We start from the raw sequence: 17,522 nt of genomic DNA on the forward strand, positions 1-17,522 counted from the left end.
ATTAACTCCTAGCCTAAAGGGGCTGAATCAGCCTTGTTTTTTGGTAACGGTTTCGACGATGTGCGACGGAGCCGTATTGTATTTTTTGAATTCCATAGAGTAGCTTGCGCGACCTTGGGACATGGAACGGACGTCGGTCGCATAACCGAACATCTCACCCAGCGGAACTTCAGCACGAATTACTTTGCCGGAGACCGTGTCTTCCATACCCAGGATCATGCCGCGACGACGGTTAAGGTCGCCCATCACGTCACCCATATAGTCTTCAGGCGTAACAACCTCTACCGCCATGATCGGCTCAAGCAACTCACCACCGCCCTTCTGGGCCAGTTGCTTGGTTGCCATGGAAGCAGCCACCTTAAACGCCATCTCGTTGGAGTCGACGTCGTGGTAGGAACCATCAAACACGGTAGCCTTCAGGCCGATCAGCGGATAGCCGGCAACAACGCCGTTCTTCATCTGCTCTTCGATACCCTTCTGGATAGCCGGGATGTATTCCTTAGGAACCACACCACCTACTACTTCGTTCACGAATTGCAGACCTTCCTGACCTTCGTCAGCAGGAGCAAAACGAATCCAGCAATGACCGAACTGGCCACGACCGCCGGACTGACGAACGAACTTGCCTTCAATCTCGCAGCTCTTCGTGATGCGCTCACGGTACGAAACTTGAGGCTTACCGATGTTGGCTTCGACGTTGAACTCACGGCGCATCCGGTCAACCAGGATGTCCAGGTGCAACTCGCCCATGCCGGAGATGATCGTTTGACCAGTCTCTTCATCAGTCTTGACGCGGAAAGATGGATCTTCCTGAGCAAGCTTGCCCAGAGCGATACCCATTTTTTCCTGGTCGTCCTTGGTCTTAGGCTCTACGGCAACCGAAATAACCGGCTCCGGGAAGTCCATGCGAACCAGGATGATTGGCTTGTCAGCGTTGCACAAAGTTTCACCGGTGGTGACGTCCTTCATGCCGATCAAGGCCGCGATGTCGCCAGCGCGTACTTCCTTGATTTCTTCACGGGCGTTTGCGTGCATTTGCACCATACGACCCACGCGCTCTTTCTTGCCTTTAACCGAGTTGATCACGCCGTCGCCGGAGGCCAACACGCCCGAGTAAACTCGAACAAAGGTCAAGGTACCCACGAACGGATCGGTGGCAATTTTGAATGCCAGAGCGGAGAACGGCTCGTTGTCGTCTGCATGACGCTCCAGATCGATAGTCTCGTCATCCGGGTCAGTACCCTTGATGGCAGGAATATCAACAGGCGCAGGCAGGTAGTCGATAACGGCGTCGAGAACCAGGGGAACACCCTTGTTCTTGAAGGAAGAACCGCAAACAGCCAGAACGATCTCACCAGCGATAGTACGCTGACGCAGAGCGGCCTTGATTTCCTCGTTGGTGAGCTCTTCACCTTCGAGGTACTTGTTCATCAGCTCTTCGCTGGCTTCGGCCGCAGCCTCAACCATGTTGCCGCGCCACTCGTCAGCCAGTTCCTGCAGCTCAGCAGGGATAGGCTTGCGAACCGGAACCATGCCTTTGTCAGCGTCGTTCCAGTAAACAGCTTCCATGGCCATCAGATCGATCTGACCCTGGAAGTTGTCTTCGGAACCGATCGCCAACTGGATTGGCACCGGAGTGTGACCCAGACGCTGCTTGATCTGACCGATCACGCGCAGGAAGTTTGCACCAGCACGGTCCATCTTGTTTACGTAAACAAGACGTGGAACGCCGTATTTGTTGGCTTGACGCCATACGGTTTCCGACTGAGGCTCAACACCCGAGGTACCGCAGAACACAACGACCGCGCCGTCGAGTACACGCAGGGAACGCTCAACTTCAATAGTGAAGTCAACGTGGCCCGGGGTGTCGATGACGTTGAAGCGGTATTGATCTTTGTGCTGCTTCTCGGAACCCTGCCAGAAGGCGGTAATAGCAGCAGAAGTAATGGTAATACCACGCTCCTGCTCCTGCACCATCCAGTCTGTGGTCGCGGCGCCGTCATGCACCTCGCCCATTTTGTGACTTTTGCCAGTGTAAAAAAGGACGCGCTCGGTGGTGGTGGTTTTACCAGCATCCACGTGAGCAACGATACCAATGTTACGGTAGCGATTAATCGGTGTAGTACGAGCCATAAAGCCCTCGCAAAATTAGTGACGCTAAAATTAGAAGCGGTAGTGCGAGAAAGCCTTGTTGGCTTCAGCCATACGGTGCACGTCTTCACGCTTCTTAACTGCAGCACCTTTGCCTTCAGCAGCGTCCAACAGTTCGCCAGCCAAACGCAGAGCCATAGACTTCTCGCCGCGCTTGCGGGCGAAGTCTACCAACCAGCGCATTGCCAGAGCGTTACGACGGGACGGACGAACTTCAACCGGAACCTGGTAAGTAGCACCGCCTACACGGCGCGACTTTACTTCGACCAGCGGAGCGATGGCGTCGAGAGCTTTCTCGAAGATTTCCAGGGGGTCGCTGTTCTTGCGTTCTTTAACCTTTTCCAGCGCGCCATAAACGATACGCTCGGCAACGGCTTTCTTGCCGCTTTCCATCACGTGGTTCATGAACTTGGCCAGGATCTGGCTGCCGTATTTTGGATCGTCAAGCACTTCGCGCTTGGCTGCTACGCGTCTTCTTGGCATGGATAAGCCCTCAAACGGTCTTCAGGTTCGCTCGGAATCAGTGCCCTTTCGGGACGCCTCCGACCTTACTCTTATCGACTCAGAAAAATAGAAAATCAGTTTTACAAAAAGCCGCTACTACTTAGGCTTCTTGGTACCGTACTTCGAACGACCCTGGTTACGACCTTTAACGCCGGAAGTATCCAAAGAACCGCGAACGGTGTGGTAACGAACACCTGGCAAGTCTTTTACACGGCCGCCACGGATCAGTACGACGCTGTGCTCTTGCAGGTTGTGGCCTTCACCGCCGATGTACGAGGAAACCTCGAAACCGTTGGTCAGACGCACACGGCATACTTTACGCAGTGCCGAGTTAGGTTTTTTCGGCGTGGTGGTATACACACGGGTGCATACGCCACGACGTTGCGGGCAGTTCTGCAGCGCAGGCACGTCGGATTTCTCGACGATACGCTTACGCGGCTGACGTACCAGCTGGTTGATAGTTGCCATCTACTAGCTCCACTGTTGTCTTGCGACGCTATTGTCTTGCAAGAAAAGCAAAATGGCAGGAACGAATTCCCGCCAAATTTAGGGGTACAAGAGTCTAAAGAGGATCTTGCCCCCAGTCAAGGAAAGGCCCCGACCTCTCCGCTCATCCAACCTCGACAAATTGTCTCGATTCGATGAACGGAATGATCAGGGCCTTACGCTCACTTACCGCAGAACTCAGTTACCGCTCGAGTTCAGCGCTTCGGTCAGTGCAGCTTCCACTTCACTGGCGCTTACGCGCAACGGTTTGTCCGCATCACGGCGGCGTTTACGCTCGCTGTGATAAGCCAGACCGGTACCCGCCGGAATCAGACGACCCACGACTACGTTTTCTTTCAGGCCGCGCAGGTAATCGCGCTTGCCGGTTACCGCCGCTTCGGTCAGTACGCGAGTGGTTTCCTGGAAGGAAGCCGCCGAGATGAACGATTCGGTGGACAACGACGCCTTGGTGATACCCAACAGCACGCGAGTGAACTTGGAAACGAATTTCTCGTCGCCAGCCAGACGCTCGTTCTCTACCAGAACGTGAGTCAATTCCATCTGGTCGCCCTTGATGAAACTGGAATCGCCGGATTCAGCGATTTCAACTTTACGCAGCATCTGACGCAGGATGGTCTCGATGTGCTTGTCGTTGATCTTCACGCCTTGCAGACGGTAAACGTCCTGGATCTCGTTCACAATGTACTTGGCCAGCGCACTCACACCCAGCAGACGCAGGATGTCATGTGGATCGCTCGGGCCGTCCGAGATAACTTCGCCGCGGTTTACCTGTTCGCCTTCGAAGACGTTCAGGTGACGCCACTTCGGAATCAGCTCTTCGTACGGATCGCTACCGTCGTTCGGGGTGATAACCAGACGGCGCTTGCCTTTGGTCTCTTTACCGAACGCGATGGTGCCGCTGACTTCAGCCAGAATCGAGGCTTCTTTCGGACGACGGGCTTCGAACAAGTCGGCAACACGCGGCAAACCACCGGTGATGTCACGGGTTTTCGAAGTCTCTTGCGGAATACGAGCGATAACATCACCGATCGCGATTTTCGCACCGTCCGCCACACCGACCAGGGCGTTGGCTGGCAGGAAGTACTGAGCGATAACGTCAGTGCCTGGCAGCAACAGATCCTTGCCGTTGTCATCAACCATCTTCACGGCAGGACGGATATCTTTACCGGCAGCTGGACGGTCTTTGGCGTCGAGTACTTCAATGTTGGTCATACCGGTCAATTCGTCAGTCTGACGCTTGATCGTGATGCCTTCTTCCATGCCCACGTAGGTCACGGTACCTTTCATTTCGGTAACGATTGGGTGAGTGTGCGGATCCCACTTGGCCACGATTGCGCCAGCGTCGACCTTGTCACCTTCTTTAACCGAAATCACAGCACCGTACGGCAGCTTGTAACGCTCACGCTCACGACCGAAGTCATCAGCGATTGCCAGCTCACCGGAACGGGACACAGCAACCAGGCAACCATCCACTCGCTCAACATGCTTCAGGTTGTGCAGACGGACGGTACCGCCATTCTTCACCTGAACACTGTCAGCTGCGGAAGTCCGGCTTGCCGCACCACCGATGTGGAACGTACGCATGGTCAGCTGGGTACCCGGCTCACCGATGGACTGGGCAGCGATAACGCCGACCGCTTCACCGATGTTCACCTGATGACCACGAGCCAAGTCACGGCCGTAGCACTTGGCGCAAATGCCGTAGCGGGTTTCGCAGCTGATCGGCGAACGCACGATCACTTCATCGATGCTGTTCAGCTCGATGAACTCGACCCACTTCTCGTCTACCAGCGTGCCGGCAGGAACGATGATTTCTTCGGTACCTGGCTTGAACACGTCACGGGCAATGACACGACCCAATACACGCTCACCCAATGGCTCAACAACGTCACCGCCTTCAATGTGCGGAGTCATTACCAGGCCATGCTCGGTGCCGCAATCGATCTCGGTCACAACCAGATCCTGCGCCACGTCTACCAGACGACGAGTCAGGTAACCGGAGTTCGCAGTTTTCAACGCGGTATCCGCCAAACCTTTACGAGCACCGTGAGTAGAGATGAAGTACTGAAGTACGCTCAAACCTTCACGGAAGTTCGCAGTAATCGGCGTTTCGATGATGGAACCGTCCGGCTTGGCCATCAGGCCACGCATACCGGCGAGCTGACGGATCTGCGCAGCAGAACCCCGTGCGCCCGAGTCGGCCATCATGTACATCGAGTTGAAAGACTCTTGGTCGACTTCGACGCCATGACGGTCGATGACTTTCTCTTTCGAGAGGTTGGCCATCATCGCCTTGGAAACTTCGTCGTTCGCCTTGGACCAAAGGTCGATCACTTTGTTGTACTTCTCGCCCTGGGTTACCAGGCCGGAGGCGTACTGACTTTCGATCTCTTTCACTTCGTCGGTAGCAGCACCGATGATGCGGGCTTTTTCATCCGGGATAACGAAGTCGTTAACACCGATGGAAACGCCGGAAATGGTCGAATAGGCAAAACCGGTGTACATCAACTGGTCAGCGAAGATCACGGTCTCTTTCAAACCAACCACGCGGTAGCACTGGTTGATCAGCTTGGAGATCGCTTTTTTCTTCATCGGCTGGTTGACGACGTCGTACGACAGGCCAGGTGGAACAACCTGGAACAACAGCGCACGGCCGACAGTGGTGTCGACGATACGAGTGTTCTTGACGCTGCCACCATCACGATCGTTGACGGTTTCGTTGATCCGCACTTTAACCTTGGCGTGCAGTGCGGCTTCGCCGGCACGGAACACACGGTCAACTTCCTGCAGATCCGCGAACACACGACCTTCGCCCTTGGCGTTGATCGCTTCACGAGTCATGTAGTACAGACCCAATACAACGTCCTGCGACGGAACGATGATTGGCTCACCGTTGGCTGGCGACAGAATGTTGTTGGTCGACATCATCAACGCACGCGCTTCCAACTGGGCTTCCAGTGTCAGCGGTACGTGCACGGCCATTTGGTCGCCGTCGAAGTCGGCGTTGTACGCAGCACAGACCAGAGGGTGCAGCTGGATAGCCTTGCCTTCGATAAGTACCGGTTCAAACGCCTGGATACCCAGACGGTGAAGGGTCGGTGCACGGTTGAGGAGAACCGGGTGTTCGCGGATGACTTCGGCGAGAACGTCCCAGACTTCCGGCAGCTCGCGCTCGACCATCTTCTTGGCAGCTTTGATGGTGGTAGCGAGACCACGCATTTCCAGCTTGCCGAAAATGAACGGCTTGAACAGCTCGAGAGCCATTTTCTTCGGCAGACCGCACTGGTGCAGACGCAGGGTCGGACCTACGGTAATTACCGAACGACCGGAGTAGTCAACACGCTTACCGAGCAAGTTCTGACGGAAACGACCTTGCTTACCCTTGATCATGTCAGCCAGGGATTTCAGAGGACGCTTGTTGGAACCGGTGATAGCGCGGCCACGACGACCGTTGTCGAGCAGTGCATCGACGGCTTCCTGCAACATACGCTTTTCGTTGCGCACGATGATGTCCGGAGCGGACAGATCGAGCAGACGCTTCAAGCGGTTGTTACGGTTGATCACTCGACGATACAGGTCGTTGAGGTCGGAAGTCGCGAAGCGACCGCCATCCAGCGGGACCAGTGGACGCAGGTCTGGCGGCAGAACCGGCAGAACGGTCAGCACCATCCATTCTGGAAGGTTGCCGGAACCCTGGAAGGCTTCCATCAACTTCAGACGCTTGGACAGCTTCTTGATTTTGGTTTCGGAGTTGGTTTGCGGAATTTCTTCACGCAGACGGCCAATCTCGTGTTCCAGGTCGATAGCGTGCAGCAGTTCGCGGACAGCTTCGGCACCCATGCGGGCATCGAAATCGTCACCGAACTCTTCCAGCGCCTCGAAGTACTGCTCGTCGTTGAGCAACTGACCTTTTTCAAGGGTGGTCATGCCTGGATCGATAACGACATAGCTCTCGAAGTAGAGAACGCGTTCGATATCACGCAGGGTCATGTCCATCAGCAAGCCGATACGGGACGGCAGCGATTTCAGGAACCAGATGTGGGCAACTGGCGAGGCCAGTTCGATGTGCGCCATGCGCTCACGACGAACTTTAGCCAGTGCAACTTCAACGCCGCACTTCTCGCAGATCACACCACGGTGCTTCAAGCGCTTGTACTTACCGCACAGGCACTCGTAATCCTTTACCGGGCCAAAGATCTTGGCGCAGAACAGGCCGTCACGCTCAGGTTTGAACGTACGGTAGTTAATGGTTTCCGGCTTTTTAACTTCACCGAACGACCACGAACGGATCATCTCAGGCGATGCCAATCCAATACGGATGGCGTCGAACTCTTCGACTTGACCCTGGTTTTTCAGCAAATTCAGTAGGTCTTTCAAGGCCTTTCCTCCTGGCGGAGCAGAGAGCGGGCAATCCTGCCCCGCTCTCGATTCGCGTCACGTGTTATTCGGTTTCCAGATCGATATCGATGCCGAGGGAACGAATTTCCTTGATCAACACGTTGAAGGACTCGGGCATGCCCGGCTCCATACGGTGATCGCCGTCCACGATGTTTTTGTACATCTTGGTACGGCCGTTCACATCGTCCGACTTCACTGTGAGCATTTCTTGCAGAGTGTAAGCAGCACCGTATGCTTCCAGTGCCCAGACCTCCATCTCCCCGAAACGCTGACCACCGAACTGTGCCTTACCACCCAGCGGCTGCTGGGTAACCAGGCTGTACGAACCGGTAGAACGAGCGTGCATCTTGTCGTCTACCAAGTGGTTCAGCTTCAGCATGTACATGTAGCCAACAGTAACCGGGCGCTCGAACTTGTTGCCGGTACGGCCGTCGGTCAGCTGCATCTGGCCGCTTTCTGGCAGGTCCGCCAGTTTCAGCATGGCCTTGATTTCGCTTTCCTTGGCGCCGTCGAACACTGGAGTGGCCATTGGAACGCCGCCACGCAGGTTCTTCGCCAGATCCAGGATTTCCTGGTCGGAGAAGCTATCCAGATCTTCGTTACGACCGCCGATCTGGTTGTAGATCTCGTCGAGGAATTTACGAAGTTCAGCGACTTTGCGCTGCTCTTCGATCATCCGGTTGATCTTCTCGCCCAGACCTTTAGCCGCGAGGCCCAGGTGGGTTTCAAGGATCTGACCAACGTTCATACGCGAAGGTACGCCCAACGGGTTGAGGACGACGTCGACCGGTGTGCCATTGGCATCGTGCGGCATGTCTTCAACCGGCATGATCACGGAGACCACACCCTTGTTACCGTGACGACCGGCCATCTTGTCGCCCGGCTGGATGCGGCGACGGATTGCCAGGTAAACCTTGACGATTTTCAGCACACCTGGAGCCAGGTCATCGCCCTGCTGCAGTTTGCGCTTCTTGTCTTCGAACTTGTCGTCCAGCAGACGGCGGCGATCAACGATGTAGGCCTGAGCCTTCTCGAGCTGCTCGTTCAGAGCATCTTCAGCCATGCGCAGCTTGAACCACTGACCATGCTCAAGACCGTCGAGAACTTCGTCGGTGATTTCCTGACCTTTCTTCAGACCGGCGCCGCCTTCGGCTTTGTGGCCGACCAGAGCGGAACGCAGACGTTCGAAAGTGGCGCCTTCAACGATACGGAACTCTTCGTTCAGGTCCTTGCGGATCTCGTCGAGTTGAGTCTTCTCGATCGACAGTGCACGAGCATCACGCTCAACGCCGTCGCGGGTGAAGACCTGTACGTCGATGACGGTACCCTTGGTGCCGGTAGGCACGCGCAGGGAAGTGTCTTTAACGTCGCTGGCTTTTTCACCGAAGATGGCACGCAGCAGTTTTTCTTCCGGAGTCAGTTGAGTCTCGCCTTTCGGAGTGACCTTACCCACCAGGATGTCGCCTGCGCCAACTTCAGCACCTACGTAAACGATACCAGCTTCGTCCAGTTTGTTCAGCGCAGCTTCACCCACGTTCGGGATGTCTGCAGTGATTTCCTCTGGCCCAAGCTTGGTGTCACGCGCCACACAGGTCAGTTCCTGAATGTGGATCGTGGTAAAGCGATCTTCCTGAACCACACGCTCGGACAGGCAGATGGAGTCTTCGAAGTTGAAGCCGTTCCACGCCATGAACGCGATGCGCATGTTCTGACCCAGCGCCAGCTCACCCATGTCGGTGGACGGGCCGTCGGCCATGATGTCGCTACGCTGAACCCGATCACCTTTACGCACCAGCGGACGCTGGTTGATGCAGGTGTTCTGGTTGGAGCGGGTGTACTTGGTCAGGTTGTAGATGTCGACACCAGCTTCGCCGGTTTCAACTTCGTCATCAGCAACACGAACCACGATACGGCTGGCGTCGACGGAATCGATAACGCCACCACGACGAGCCACGACGCAAACGCCGGAGTCACGGGCTACGTTACGCTCCATGCCAGTACCGACCAGCGGCTTGTCAGCGCGCAGGGTTGGTACAGCTTGACGCTGCATGTTCGAACCCATCAACGCACGGTTGGCGTCGTCGTGCTCGAGGAACGGGATCAGCGACGCTGCAACCGAAACTACCTGCTTCGGCGATACGTCCATCAGGGTGACGTCTTCCGGCGCCTTGACGGTGAACTCGTTCAAGTGACGAACAGCTACCAGCTCGTCGATCAGGACTTTCTTGTCGTTCATCGTGGCCGAAGCCTGAGCGATCACGTGATCAGCCTCTTCGATGGCGGACAGGAACACGATCTCGTCGGTGACCAGAGCGTCTTTCACCACACGATACGGGCTCTCGAGGAAGCCGTACTGGTTGGTGCGCGCATAAGCGGCCAGGGAGTTGATCAGACCGATGTTCGGACCTTCCGGCGTTTCAATCGGGCATACTCGACCGTAGTGAGTCGGGTGTACGTCTCGAACTTCAAAGCCAGCGCGTTCACGAGTCAAACCGCCAGGGCCGAGTGCAGAAACACGACGCTTGTGGGTGATCTCGGACAGCGGGTTGTTCTGGTCCATGAACTGGGAAAGCTGGCTGGAACCGAAGAACTCTTTCACCGCCGCAGCCACTGGCTTGGCGTTGATCAGGTCTTGCGGCATCAGGCCTTCGCTTTCAGCCATCGACAGACGCTCTTTGACCGCACGCTCAACACGTACCAGGCCAACGCGGAACTGGTTCTCGGCCATTTCGCCTACGCAGCGAACACGACGGTTACCCAAGTGGTCGATGTCATCGACAATGCCTTTACCGTTACGGATGTCGACCAGAGTCTTCAGAACCGCAACGATGTCTTCTTTGCACAACACACCCGAACCTTCGATCTCGGTACGACCGATACGACGGTTGAACTTCATCCGGCCGACCGCAGACAGATCATAACGCTCAGGGCTGAAGAACAGGTTGTTGAACAGAGTCTCGGCAGCGTCTTTGGTTGGCGGCTCGCCTGGACGCATCATGCGATAGATCTCGACCAGCGCTTCCAATTGGTTGCTGGTGGAGTCGATCTTCAGTGTGTCGGAGACGAACGGACCGCAGTCGATATCGTTGGTGTACAGAGTTTCGATGCGAACAACCTGAGCCTTGGCGATTTTGGCCAGGATCTCGGTGTTCAGCTCGGTGTTGCACTCTGCCAGGATTTCGCCGGTTGCCGGATGCACGATGACCTTGGCGGTAGTGCGACCCAGGACGTAGTCCAGAGGCACTTGCAGCTCTTTGATCCCGGCTTTTTCCAGTTGGTTGATGTGGCGAGCGGTGATACGACGACCTTGCTCGACAATAACCTTGCCTTTGTCATCCAGGATATCCAGGACAGCAATTTCACCACGCAGGCGCTGAGGCACCAGTTCCAGGCTGAGGTTTTCACCTTGCACGTGGAAGACGTTGGTGGTGTAGAACGCGTCGAGCACTTCTTCAGTGGTATAGCCGAGCGCGCGCAGCAGTACCGATGCAGGCAGCTTGCGACGACGGTCGATACGCACGAACACGCAGTCTTTCGGGTCGAACTCGAAGTCCAGCCACGAACCGCGGTAAGGAATGATACGCGCGGAGTAAAGCAGTTTACCGGAGCTGTGCGTCTTGCCACGGTCGTGGTCGAAGAACACGCCCGGGGAACGGTGCAGCTGGGAAACGATTACTCGCTCGGTACCGTTGATTACGAAGGTACCGTTCTCAGTCATCAGGGGGATTTCACCCATGTAGACTTCTTGCTCTTTGATGTCCTTGATCGCTTTGTTCGACGATTCTTTGTCGAAAATGATCAGGCGCACTTTTACCCGCAAAGGTACGGCGTAAGTTACACCGCGCAATACGCATTCTTTGACATCAAATGCCGGTTCGCCCAGGCGATAACCGACGTACTCCAGCGCAGCATTGCCGGAGTAGCTGATGATCGGGAAAACGGATTTGAAGGCCGCATGCAGGCCCACGTCGCGGAACTGATCTTTAGTCGCTCCCGCCTGCAAGAATTCACGATACGAATCCAGCTGGATTGCCAGGAGATACGGCACATCCATGACGTCCGGCAACTTGCTAAAGTCCTTGCGGATACGTTTTTTCTCAGTATATGAGTAAGCCATCAGCGTTCCCCAGCTTGGTCACCTGCTTGTTTGGCCCCTCCCGACGGGAGCAGCCAGAAAATCGTGCAAACCCCATGGTTTGCGCCACCGCATCGGGTGGTTACAGCTCGTTACCAGCACCGACCCAGTCGGCTGCCAATAACGGAAAAAGGCCGGTGGCAAGAGCCACCAGCCATCAGCCTTTCGCTTAACGCTCGGGCTGGAGGAGCAAAGTCGATGCTTACTTCAGCTCGACTTTAGCGCCTGCTTCTTCCAGAGTGGCTTTTGCTTTGTCAGCTGCGTCTTTCGAAACAGCTTCCAGAACGATGCCAGGAGCGCCGTCAACTACAGCCTTGGCTTCTTTCAGGCCCAGACCGGTCAGTTCACGTACTGCCTTGATCACGTTAACTTTCTTCTCGCCAGCTTCGGTCAGCATGACGTTGAATTCAGTTTGTTCTTCAACAACGGCAGCAACAGCAGCTGGGCCAGCGGAAGCAGCGGCAGCGGAAACGCCGAACTTCTCTTCCATTGCCTTGATCAGCTCAACGATTTCCAGAACGGATTTTTCGCCGATTGCTTCGATGATTTGGTCGTTAGTCAGAGACATGACTATAAATTCCTGTATTGGGGTGACAGCCTACGCGGCCATCGAAATAAACAATAAACGCTGAAAGGAGTCGCTCAGCCTTAGGCTGCTGCAGCTTCTTTCTGGTCGCGAAGTGCCGCCAGAGTACGAGCCAATTTGCTGGTTGCGCCTTGAATCACGCTCATCAGCTGAGAAATTGCTTCGTCACGGGTCGGCAGACTTGCCAGTACGTCGATCTGATTAGCTGCGAGGAACTTGCCCTCGAACGCAGCTGCCTTGATCTCGAACTTATCCTGACCTTTTGCGAACTCTTTGAAGATACGAGCAGCAGCGCCCGGATGTTCTTTGGAGAATGCAATCAAGGTAGGGCCAGTGAACACGTCGTTGAGCACGTCATATTGAGTGCCAGCAACGGCGCGCTTGAGCAGGGTGTTACGTACAACGCGTACGTAAACGCCAGCTTCACGAGCCTCTTTACGGAGTCCGGTCATAGCGCTTACTGTCACGCCGCGGGCATCAGCCACAACAGCAGACAGGGCAACATTGGCAGCCTCGTTGACTTCAGCGACGATGGCCTTCTTGTCTTCGAGTTTAATTGCCACGGGTTTAACTCCTGCTTGTTACCGTTTCATCCAACCGAAGTCGGATGTCGTTTTGGTGTCTGATTCGGTAAGGAACCGGGAGCACCATCTGCGTAGGCTTGAGGTTTAAGACTTGCGTCGCCTACGGTCTTGGATAGCCCCCGCCAGGCAGGGACCCCAATCTTTCAATTGGCGCAATCGCTTGCGCCAACCTGTGTCTTACGCGTCGAGCGAGCCTTGGTCGATGACCAGACCTGGACCCATAGTGGTGCTCAGGGTAACGCGCTTGACGTAAATACCTTTCGAGGAAGCTGGCTTGATACGCTTCAGATCAGCGATCAGGGCCTCAACGTTTTCCTTCAGCTTGACGGCATCAAAGCCGACTTTGCCAACGGAGGTGTGAATGATGCCGTTTTTGTCGGTGCGATAACGAACCTGACCAGCCTTGGCGTTTTTAACCGCGGTAGCTACGTCTGGAGTTACGGTGCCGACTTTAGGGTTAGGCATCAGGCCACGTGGACCGAGGATCTGACCCAACTGACCAACAACGCGCATTGCATCCGGGGATGCGATAACTACGTCATAGTTCAGGTCGCCGCCTTTCATTTCGGCAGCCAGGTCGTCCATACCTACGCGGTCAGCGCCGGCAGCCAGAGCGGCCTCAGCAGCTGGACCCTGGGTGAACACTGCAACGCGAACGGTCTTGCCAGTGCCGTGTGGCAGCACAGTAGCGCTACGAACGACCTGGTCGGATTTACGCGGGTCAACACCCAGGTTTACAGCAACGTCGAACGACTCGCTGAACTTGACGGTCGACAGCTCAGCCAGCAGAGCGGCAGCGTCTACAAAATTGTAGGACTTGCCTGCTTCGATTTTGCCGGCGATAGCCTTTTGACGTTTGGTCAACTTAGCCATTACACACCCTCCACGTTAAGGCCCATGCTACGAGCGGAACCGGCGATAGTACGCACGGCCGCTTCCATATCAGCTGCAGTCAGATCCGCGTTTTTGGTTTTCGCGATTTCTTCCAGCTGAGCACGAGTCACGGTGCCAACCTTAACGGTGTTCGGACGAGCGGAACCGCTAGCCAGACCAGCAGCCTTCTTCAGCAGAACCGAAGCAGGTGTGGATTTGGTTTCGAAAGTGAAGCTACGGTCGCTGTAGACAGTGATGATCACTGGAGTCGGCAGACCCGGTTCAATACCCTGAGTACGGGCGTTGAAAGCCTTGCAGAATTCCATGATGTTCACGCCGTGCTGACCCAGAGCAGGACCAACAGGTGGGCTTGGGTTAGCCTGAGCGGCCTTCACTTGCAGCTTGATGTAAGCGGTAATCTTCTTGGCCATGAGGCACTCCAATTACGGGTTCGAACGCCTCGAAAGGCTCCCCGGTTACTTGCGCGTTTATCCCAGTGACGACAAAACCCCACAGCCTAGGGCTGCGGGGTTGGGATGCTTGCTCAGCTAGACCTTTTCGACCTGGCTGAACTCTAGCTCTACCGGAGTAGAGCGACCGAAAATGAGCACTGCCACTTGGATCCGGCTCTTCTCGTAGTTAACTTCTTCGACCGTGCCGGTAAAGTCGGCAAACGGACCATCGTTGACGCGCACCGACTCGCCTGGCTCGAACAATGTCTTCGGCTTCGGCTTGTCACTACCATCAGCGACGCGACGCAGAATCGCTTCCGCCTCTTTATCTGTGATTGGTGCCGGCTTATCAGCAGTACCGCCGATAAAACCCATCACCCGAGGAGTATCCTTGACCAAGTGCCAAGTACCCTCATTCATATCCATCTGGACCAGCACGTAACCTGGGAAGAACTTACGTTCACTTTTGCGTTTCTGGCCATTACGCATTTCAACCACTTCTTCAGTGGGAACCAGAATTTCGCCAAAGCCATCTTCCATGCCAGCCAGCTTTACGCGCTCTACCAACGAGCGCATGACATGCTTCTCGTAACCGGAGTAAGCATGCACAACGTACCAACGCTTAGCCACGGGACACCCTTAGCCGACAATCAAGGAAACAAGCCAGCCGAGCAGGGAATCAAGCCCCCACAACAGCAACGCCATAACCAGAACAACAGCCACAACAATCAACGTGGTCTGCGTGGTTTCTTGGCGAGTTGGCCATACGACTTTACGAATCTCGGTGCGTGCTTCCTTAACCAGTACAAAGAAAGACTTGCCCTTGACTGTCTGCAGGCCTACAAAGGCAGCTACAGCAGCAATGGCGAGCAAAGCAAGTACGCGGTACAGGATCGGCGAAGCAGAGTAATACTGATTGCCAACAACGCCAACAACCACCAAAGCGACTACTACTAGCCACTTGAGCAGATCGAAGCGAGAGCCTTGAGCTTCAGCTTTAGGAGTCATCTATGAAGATCCTGTGAAAAGAAAGCCAGACACACCAAGTGAATCTGGCAGGTCAGGAGGGAATCGAACCCCCAACCTACGGTTTTGGAGACCGTCGCTCTGCCAATTGAGCTACTGACCTAAAACAAAATCAGGCCGACCATTATGCCGGCCTGAAAAAGACATTACAACAACTTACTCGATGACCTTAGCTACGACACCAGCGCCGACGGTACGACCGCCCTCACGGATAGCGAAACGCAGACCATCTTCCATTGCGATGGTTTTGATCAGAGTGACAGTCATTTGGACATTGTCACCTGGCATCACCATTTCAACACCTTCTGGCAGCTCGCAGTTACCAGTCACATCAGTAGTACGGAAGTAGAACTGTGGACGGTAACCCTTGAAGAATGGCGTATGACGACCACCCTCTTCCTTGCTCAGAACATAAACCTCAGCAGTGAACTTGGTGTGAGGCTTGACGGTGCCCGGCTTGACCAGAACCTGGCCACGCTCAACATCATCACGCTTGGTACCACGCAGCAGTACGCCGCAGTTCTCGCCAGCACGACCTTCGTCGAGCAGCTTGCGGAACATTTCAACACCAGTACAAGTAGTTTTGACAGTGTCACGAAGACCAACAATCTCAACCTCTTCCTGAATGCGGACAATGCCACGCTCAACACGACCAGTCACAACAGTACCGCGACCGGAGATCGAGAACACATCCTCGATCGGCATCAGGAACGGCTTGTCGATAGCGCGCTCAGGCTGCGGAATGTAGCTATCCAGGGTCTCAACCAACTTCTTAACGGCAGTAGTGCCCATCTCGTTGTCGTCCTGACCGTTCAACGCCATCAGCGCCGAACCAATGATGATCGGAGTGTCATCACCTGGGAAATCGTAAGTGCTCAACAAGTCGCGCACTTCCATCTCAACCAGCTCCAGCAGCTCTGCGTCATCAACCATGTCAGCCTTGTTCAGGAAGACAACGATGTACGGAACGCCAACCTGACGGGACAGCAGGATGTGCTCACGGGTTTGCGGCATCGGACCATCAGCGGCCGAGCAAACCAGAATCGCACCATCCATCTGAGCCGCACCGGTAATCATGTTTTTTACGTAGTCAGCGTGACCAGGGCAGTCAACGTGTGCGTAGTGACGCACGGCCGAATCGTATTCAACGTGAGCAGTGTTGATGGTAATACCACGAGCTTTTTCTTCAGGGGCGCTATCGATCTTGTCGAAGTCAACCTTTGCCGAACCGAAAACCTCGGAGCAGACACGGGTCAAGGCTGCAGTCAAAGTAGTTTTGCCGTGGTCGACGTGACCAATGGTACCTACGTTGACGTGAGGCTTATTACGTTCGAACTTTTCCTTAGCCATCGAAATCACCCCCAGGAGAAGAATTGTGCAAGTCAAGCAAGCCATTAAAACAAAGGCAGATATTTTCATATCTGCCTTGTTATATGGAGCTCTTGAGCGGATTTGAACCGCTGACCTCACCCTTACCAAGGGTGTGCTCTACCAACTGAGCTACAAGAGCGCAACACGTTGCAGGATCTGCAAACTTGGAGCGGGTAGCGGGAATCGAACCCGCATCATCAGCTTGGAAGGCTGAGGTTCTACCACTAAACTATACCCGCGAGCTTGCAGCTCTCGCTAAAAATGGTGGAGGGGGAAGGATTCGAACCTTCGAAGTCGTAGACGTCAGATTTACAGTCTGATCCCTTTGGCCGCTCGGGAACCCCTCCTAAGCGAGCCGGCATTCTATATTATGCCAGCCTTCTGTCAAGCATTTTCTCATTAAAAACCTGAGGTTAGCTGCATTGACCTCGCTCCGCACCGTTAACCGTTAAAGGTCTTCACTGCGAAGCGGGCGCCATTCTATGCAAACTATTCGACGGGTGCAACCCCCTCGCACGGCATTATTTTATGTTTTAACTCATTGAATTCTCTAGAAAGGTTTTGCAGCTGCACGTCATCCAGCCAACGCCTGCTTTCCGGTGCCACACGCACCCAGTAACCAGCAGACTCCGCGGAGGCCTTCGGCAACGACAGAAACTTGATATCCATTCCCGTTAATCGACGCTCAACCGCCTGAGCGACTTCCTGACGAGTAAAACCGCCCAAGTAAAGACAGCCATTGTCCGCCTGGGCAGATTTCCCTTTGTCACGAGAAGCGTCAGCCGCCTCACTCAACAACCGGATATCCTGCTGCGAACCTCGATATAAACTCAGAGGCGTTACGTCCTTCGCGCGAAGAGGAGCCTCTTGTTGATGCCAGATGTAATAGAACACATTGAGAACAAGCAGCAGCAGGAACAACCAACGCATAAAAA

General features: G+C 54.9%; 13 protein-coding genes and 4 tRNA genes. All 17 read right to left on the reverse strand.

Annotated elements, in window-relative coordinates; translation table 11 throughout:
- Positions 1 to 27: 27 nt before the first annotated feature.
- The 17 genes from fusA to ACYZUD_RS20285 all read right to left on the reverse strand — a co-directional run bounded on the left by fusA (position 28) and on the right by ACYZUD_RS20285 (position 17,517).
- Complete coding sequence (gene fusA / locus ACYZUD_RS20205; protein ID WP_462019839.1) at positions 28 to 2,133, reverse strand: elongation factor G; 2,106 nt, start codon at positions 2,131 to 2,133, stop codon at positions 28 to 30.
- A 30-nt stretch (positions 2,134 to 2,163) separates the two neighbouring features.
- Positions 2,164 to 2,634 (reverse strand): 30S ribosomal protein S7, encoded by a 471-nt coding sequence (gene rpsG, locus ACYZUD_RS20210; RefSeq protein ID WP_002555493.1) that lies wholly within the window; start codon positions 2,632 to 2,634, stop codon positions 2,164 to 2,166.
- A 117-nt stretch (positions 2,635 to 2,751) separates the two neighbouring features.
- A complete protein-coding gene (gene rpsL, locus ACYZUD_RS20215; protein WP_002555494.1) occupies positions 2,752 to 3,123 on the reverse strand; it encodes a 30S ribosomal protein S12 in 372 nt (123 codons plus the stop codon).
- A gap of 216 nt (positions 3,124 to 3,339) precedes the next feature.
- A complete protein-coding gene (rpoC, locus tag ACYZUD_RS20220) occupies positions 3,340 to 7,539 on the reverse strand; it encodes a DNA-directed RNA polymerase subunit beta' (RefSeq protein ID WP_007896632.1) in 4,200 nt (1,399 codons plus the stop codon).
- Between the two features lie 64 nt (positions 7,540 to 7,603).
- A complete protein-coding gene (gene rpoB, locus ACYZUD_RS20225; RefSeq protein ID WP_462019840.1) occupies positions 7,604 to 11,677 on the reverse strand; it encodes a DNA-directed RNA polymerase subunit beta in 4,074 nt (1,357 codons plus the stop codon).
- A gap of 220 nt (positions 11,678 to 11,897) precedes the next feature.
- Entirely contained in the window at positions 11,898 to 12,263 is a 366-nt protein-coding gene (rplL, locus tag ACYZUD_RS20230; protein ID WP_007896630.1) for a 50S ribosomal protein L7/L12, read from the reverse strand.
- Positions 12,264 to 12,343: 80 nt separating this feature from the next.
- On the reverse strand, positions 12,344 to 12,844 hold the full coding sequence (rplJ, locus tag ACYZUD_RS20235; protein WP_028621539.1) for a 50S ribosomal protein L10: 501 nt from the start codon (positions 12,842 to 12,844) through the stop codon (positions 12,344 to 12,346).
- Positions 12,845 to 13,042: 198 nt separating this feature from the next.
- Positions 13,043 to 13,738, reverse strand: a complete 696-nt coding sequence (gene rplA / locus ACYZUD_RS20240) for a 50S ribosomal protein L1 (protein ID WP_007896626.1) — start codon at positions 13,736 to 13,738, stop codon at positions 13,043 to 13,045.
- On the reverse strand, positions 13,738 to 14,169 hold the full coding sequence (gene rplK / locus ACYZUD_RS20245) for a 50S ribosomal protein L11 (RefSeq protein WP_462019841.1): 432 nt from the start codon (positions 14,167 to 14,169) through the stop codon (positions 13,738 to 13,740). The genes rplA and rplK overlap by 1 nt, the downstream gene beginning before the upstream one ends.
- Before the next feature lie 117 nt (positions 14,170 to 14,286).
- Entirely contained in the window at positions 14,287 to 14,820 is a 534-nt protein-coding gene (gene nusG, locus ACYZUD_RS20250) for a transcription termination/antitermination protein NusG (RefSeq protein WP_007896622.1), read from the reverse strand.
- Between the two features lie 9 nt (positions 14,821 to 14,829).
- The gene (gene secE, locus ACYZUD_RS20255) at positions 14,830 to 15,198 is read right to left on the reverse strand and encodes a preprotein translocase subunit SecE (protein WP_008145488.1); all 369 of its coding nucleotides are present in this window, start codon (positions 15,196 to 15,198) and stop codon (positions 14,830 to 14,832) included.
- A gap of 45 nt (positions 15,199 to 15,243) precedes the next feature.
- Positions 15,244 to 15,319 (reverse strand) — tRNA-Trp (locus ACYZUD_RS20260).
- A 53-nt stretch (positions 15,320 to 15,372) separates the two neighbouring features.
- Complete coding sequence (tuf, locus tag ACYZUD_RS20265) at positions 15,373 to 16,566, reverse strand: elongation factor Tu (RefSeq protein WP_007896619.1); 1,194 nt, start codon at positions 16,564 to 16,566, stop codon at positions 15,373 to 15,375.
- A gap of 84 nt (positions 16,567 to 16,650) precedes the next feature.
- Positions 16,651 to 16,726 (reverse strand) — tRNA-Thr (locus ACYZUD_RS20270).
- Between the two features lie 26 nt (positions 16,727 to 16,752).
- Positions 16,753 to 16,826, reverse strand: a tRNA-Gly gene (locus tag ACYZUD_RS20275).
- 23 nt (positions 16,827 to 16,849) lie between these two features.
- Positions 16,850 to 16,934: transfer RNA gene (locus ACYZUD_RS20280), tRNA-Tyr, on the reverse strand.
- Between the two features lie 142 nt (positions 16,935 to 17,076).
- Complete coding sequence (locus tag ACYZUD_RS20285; RefSeq protein ID WP_462019842.1) at positions 17,077 to 17,517, reverse strand: hypothetical protein; 441 nt, start codon at positions 17,515 to 17,517, stop codon at positions 17,077 to 17,079.
- Positions 17,518 to 17,522: the final 5 nt, after the last annotated feature.

It is taken from the genome of Pseudomonas sp. XS1P51 (assembly GCF_054897845.1).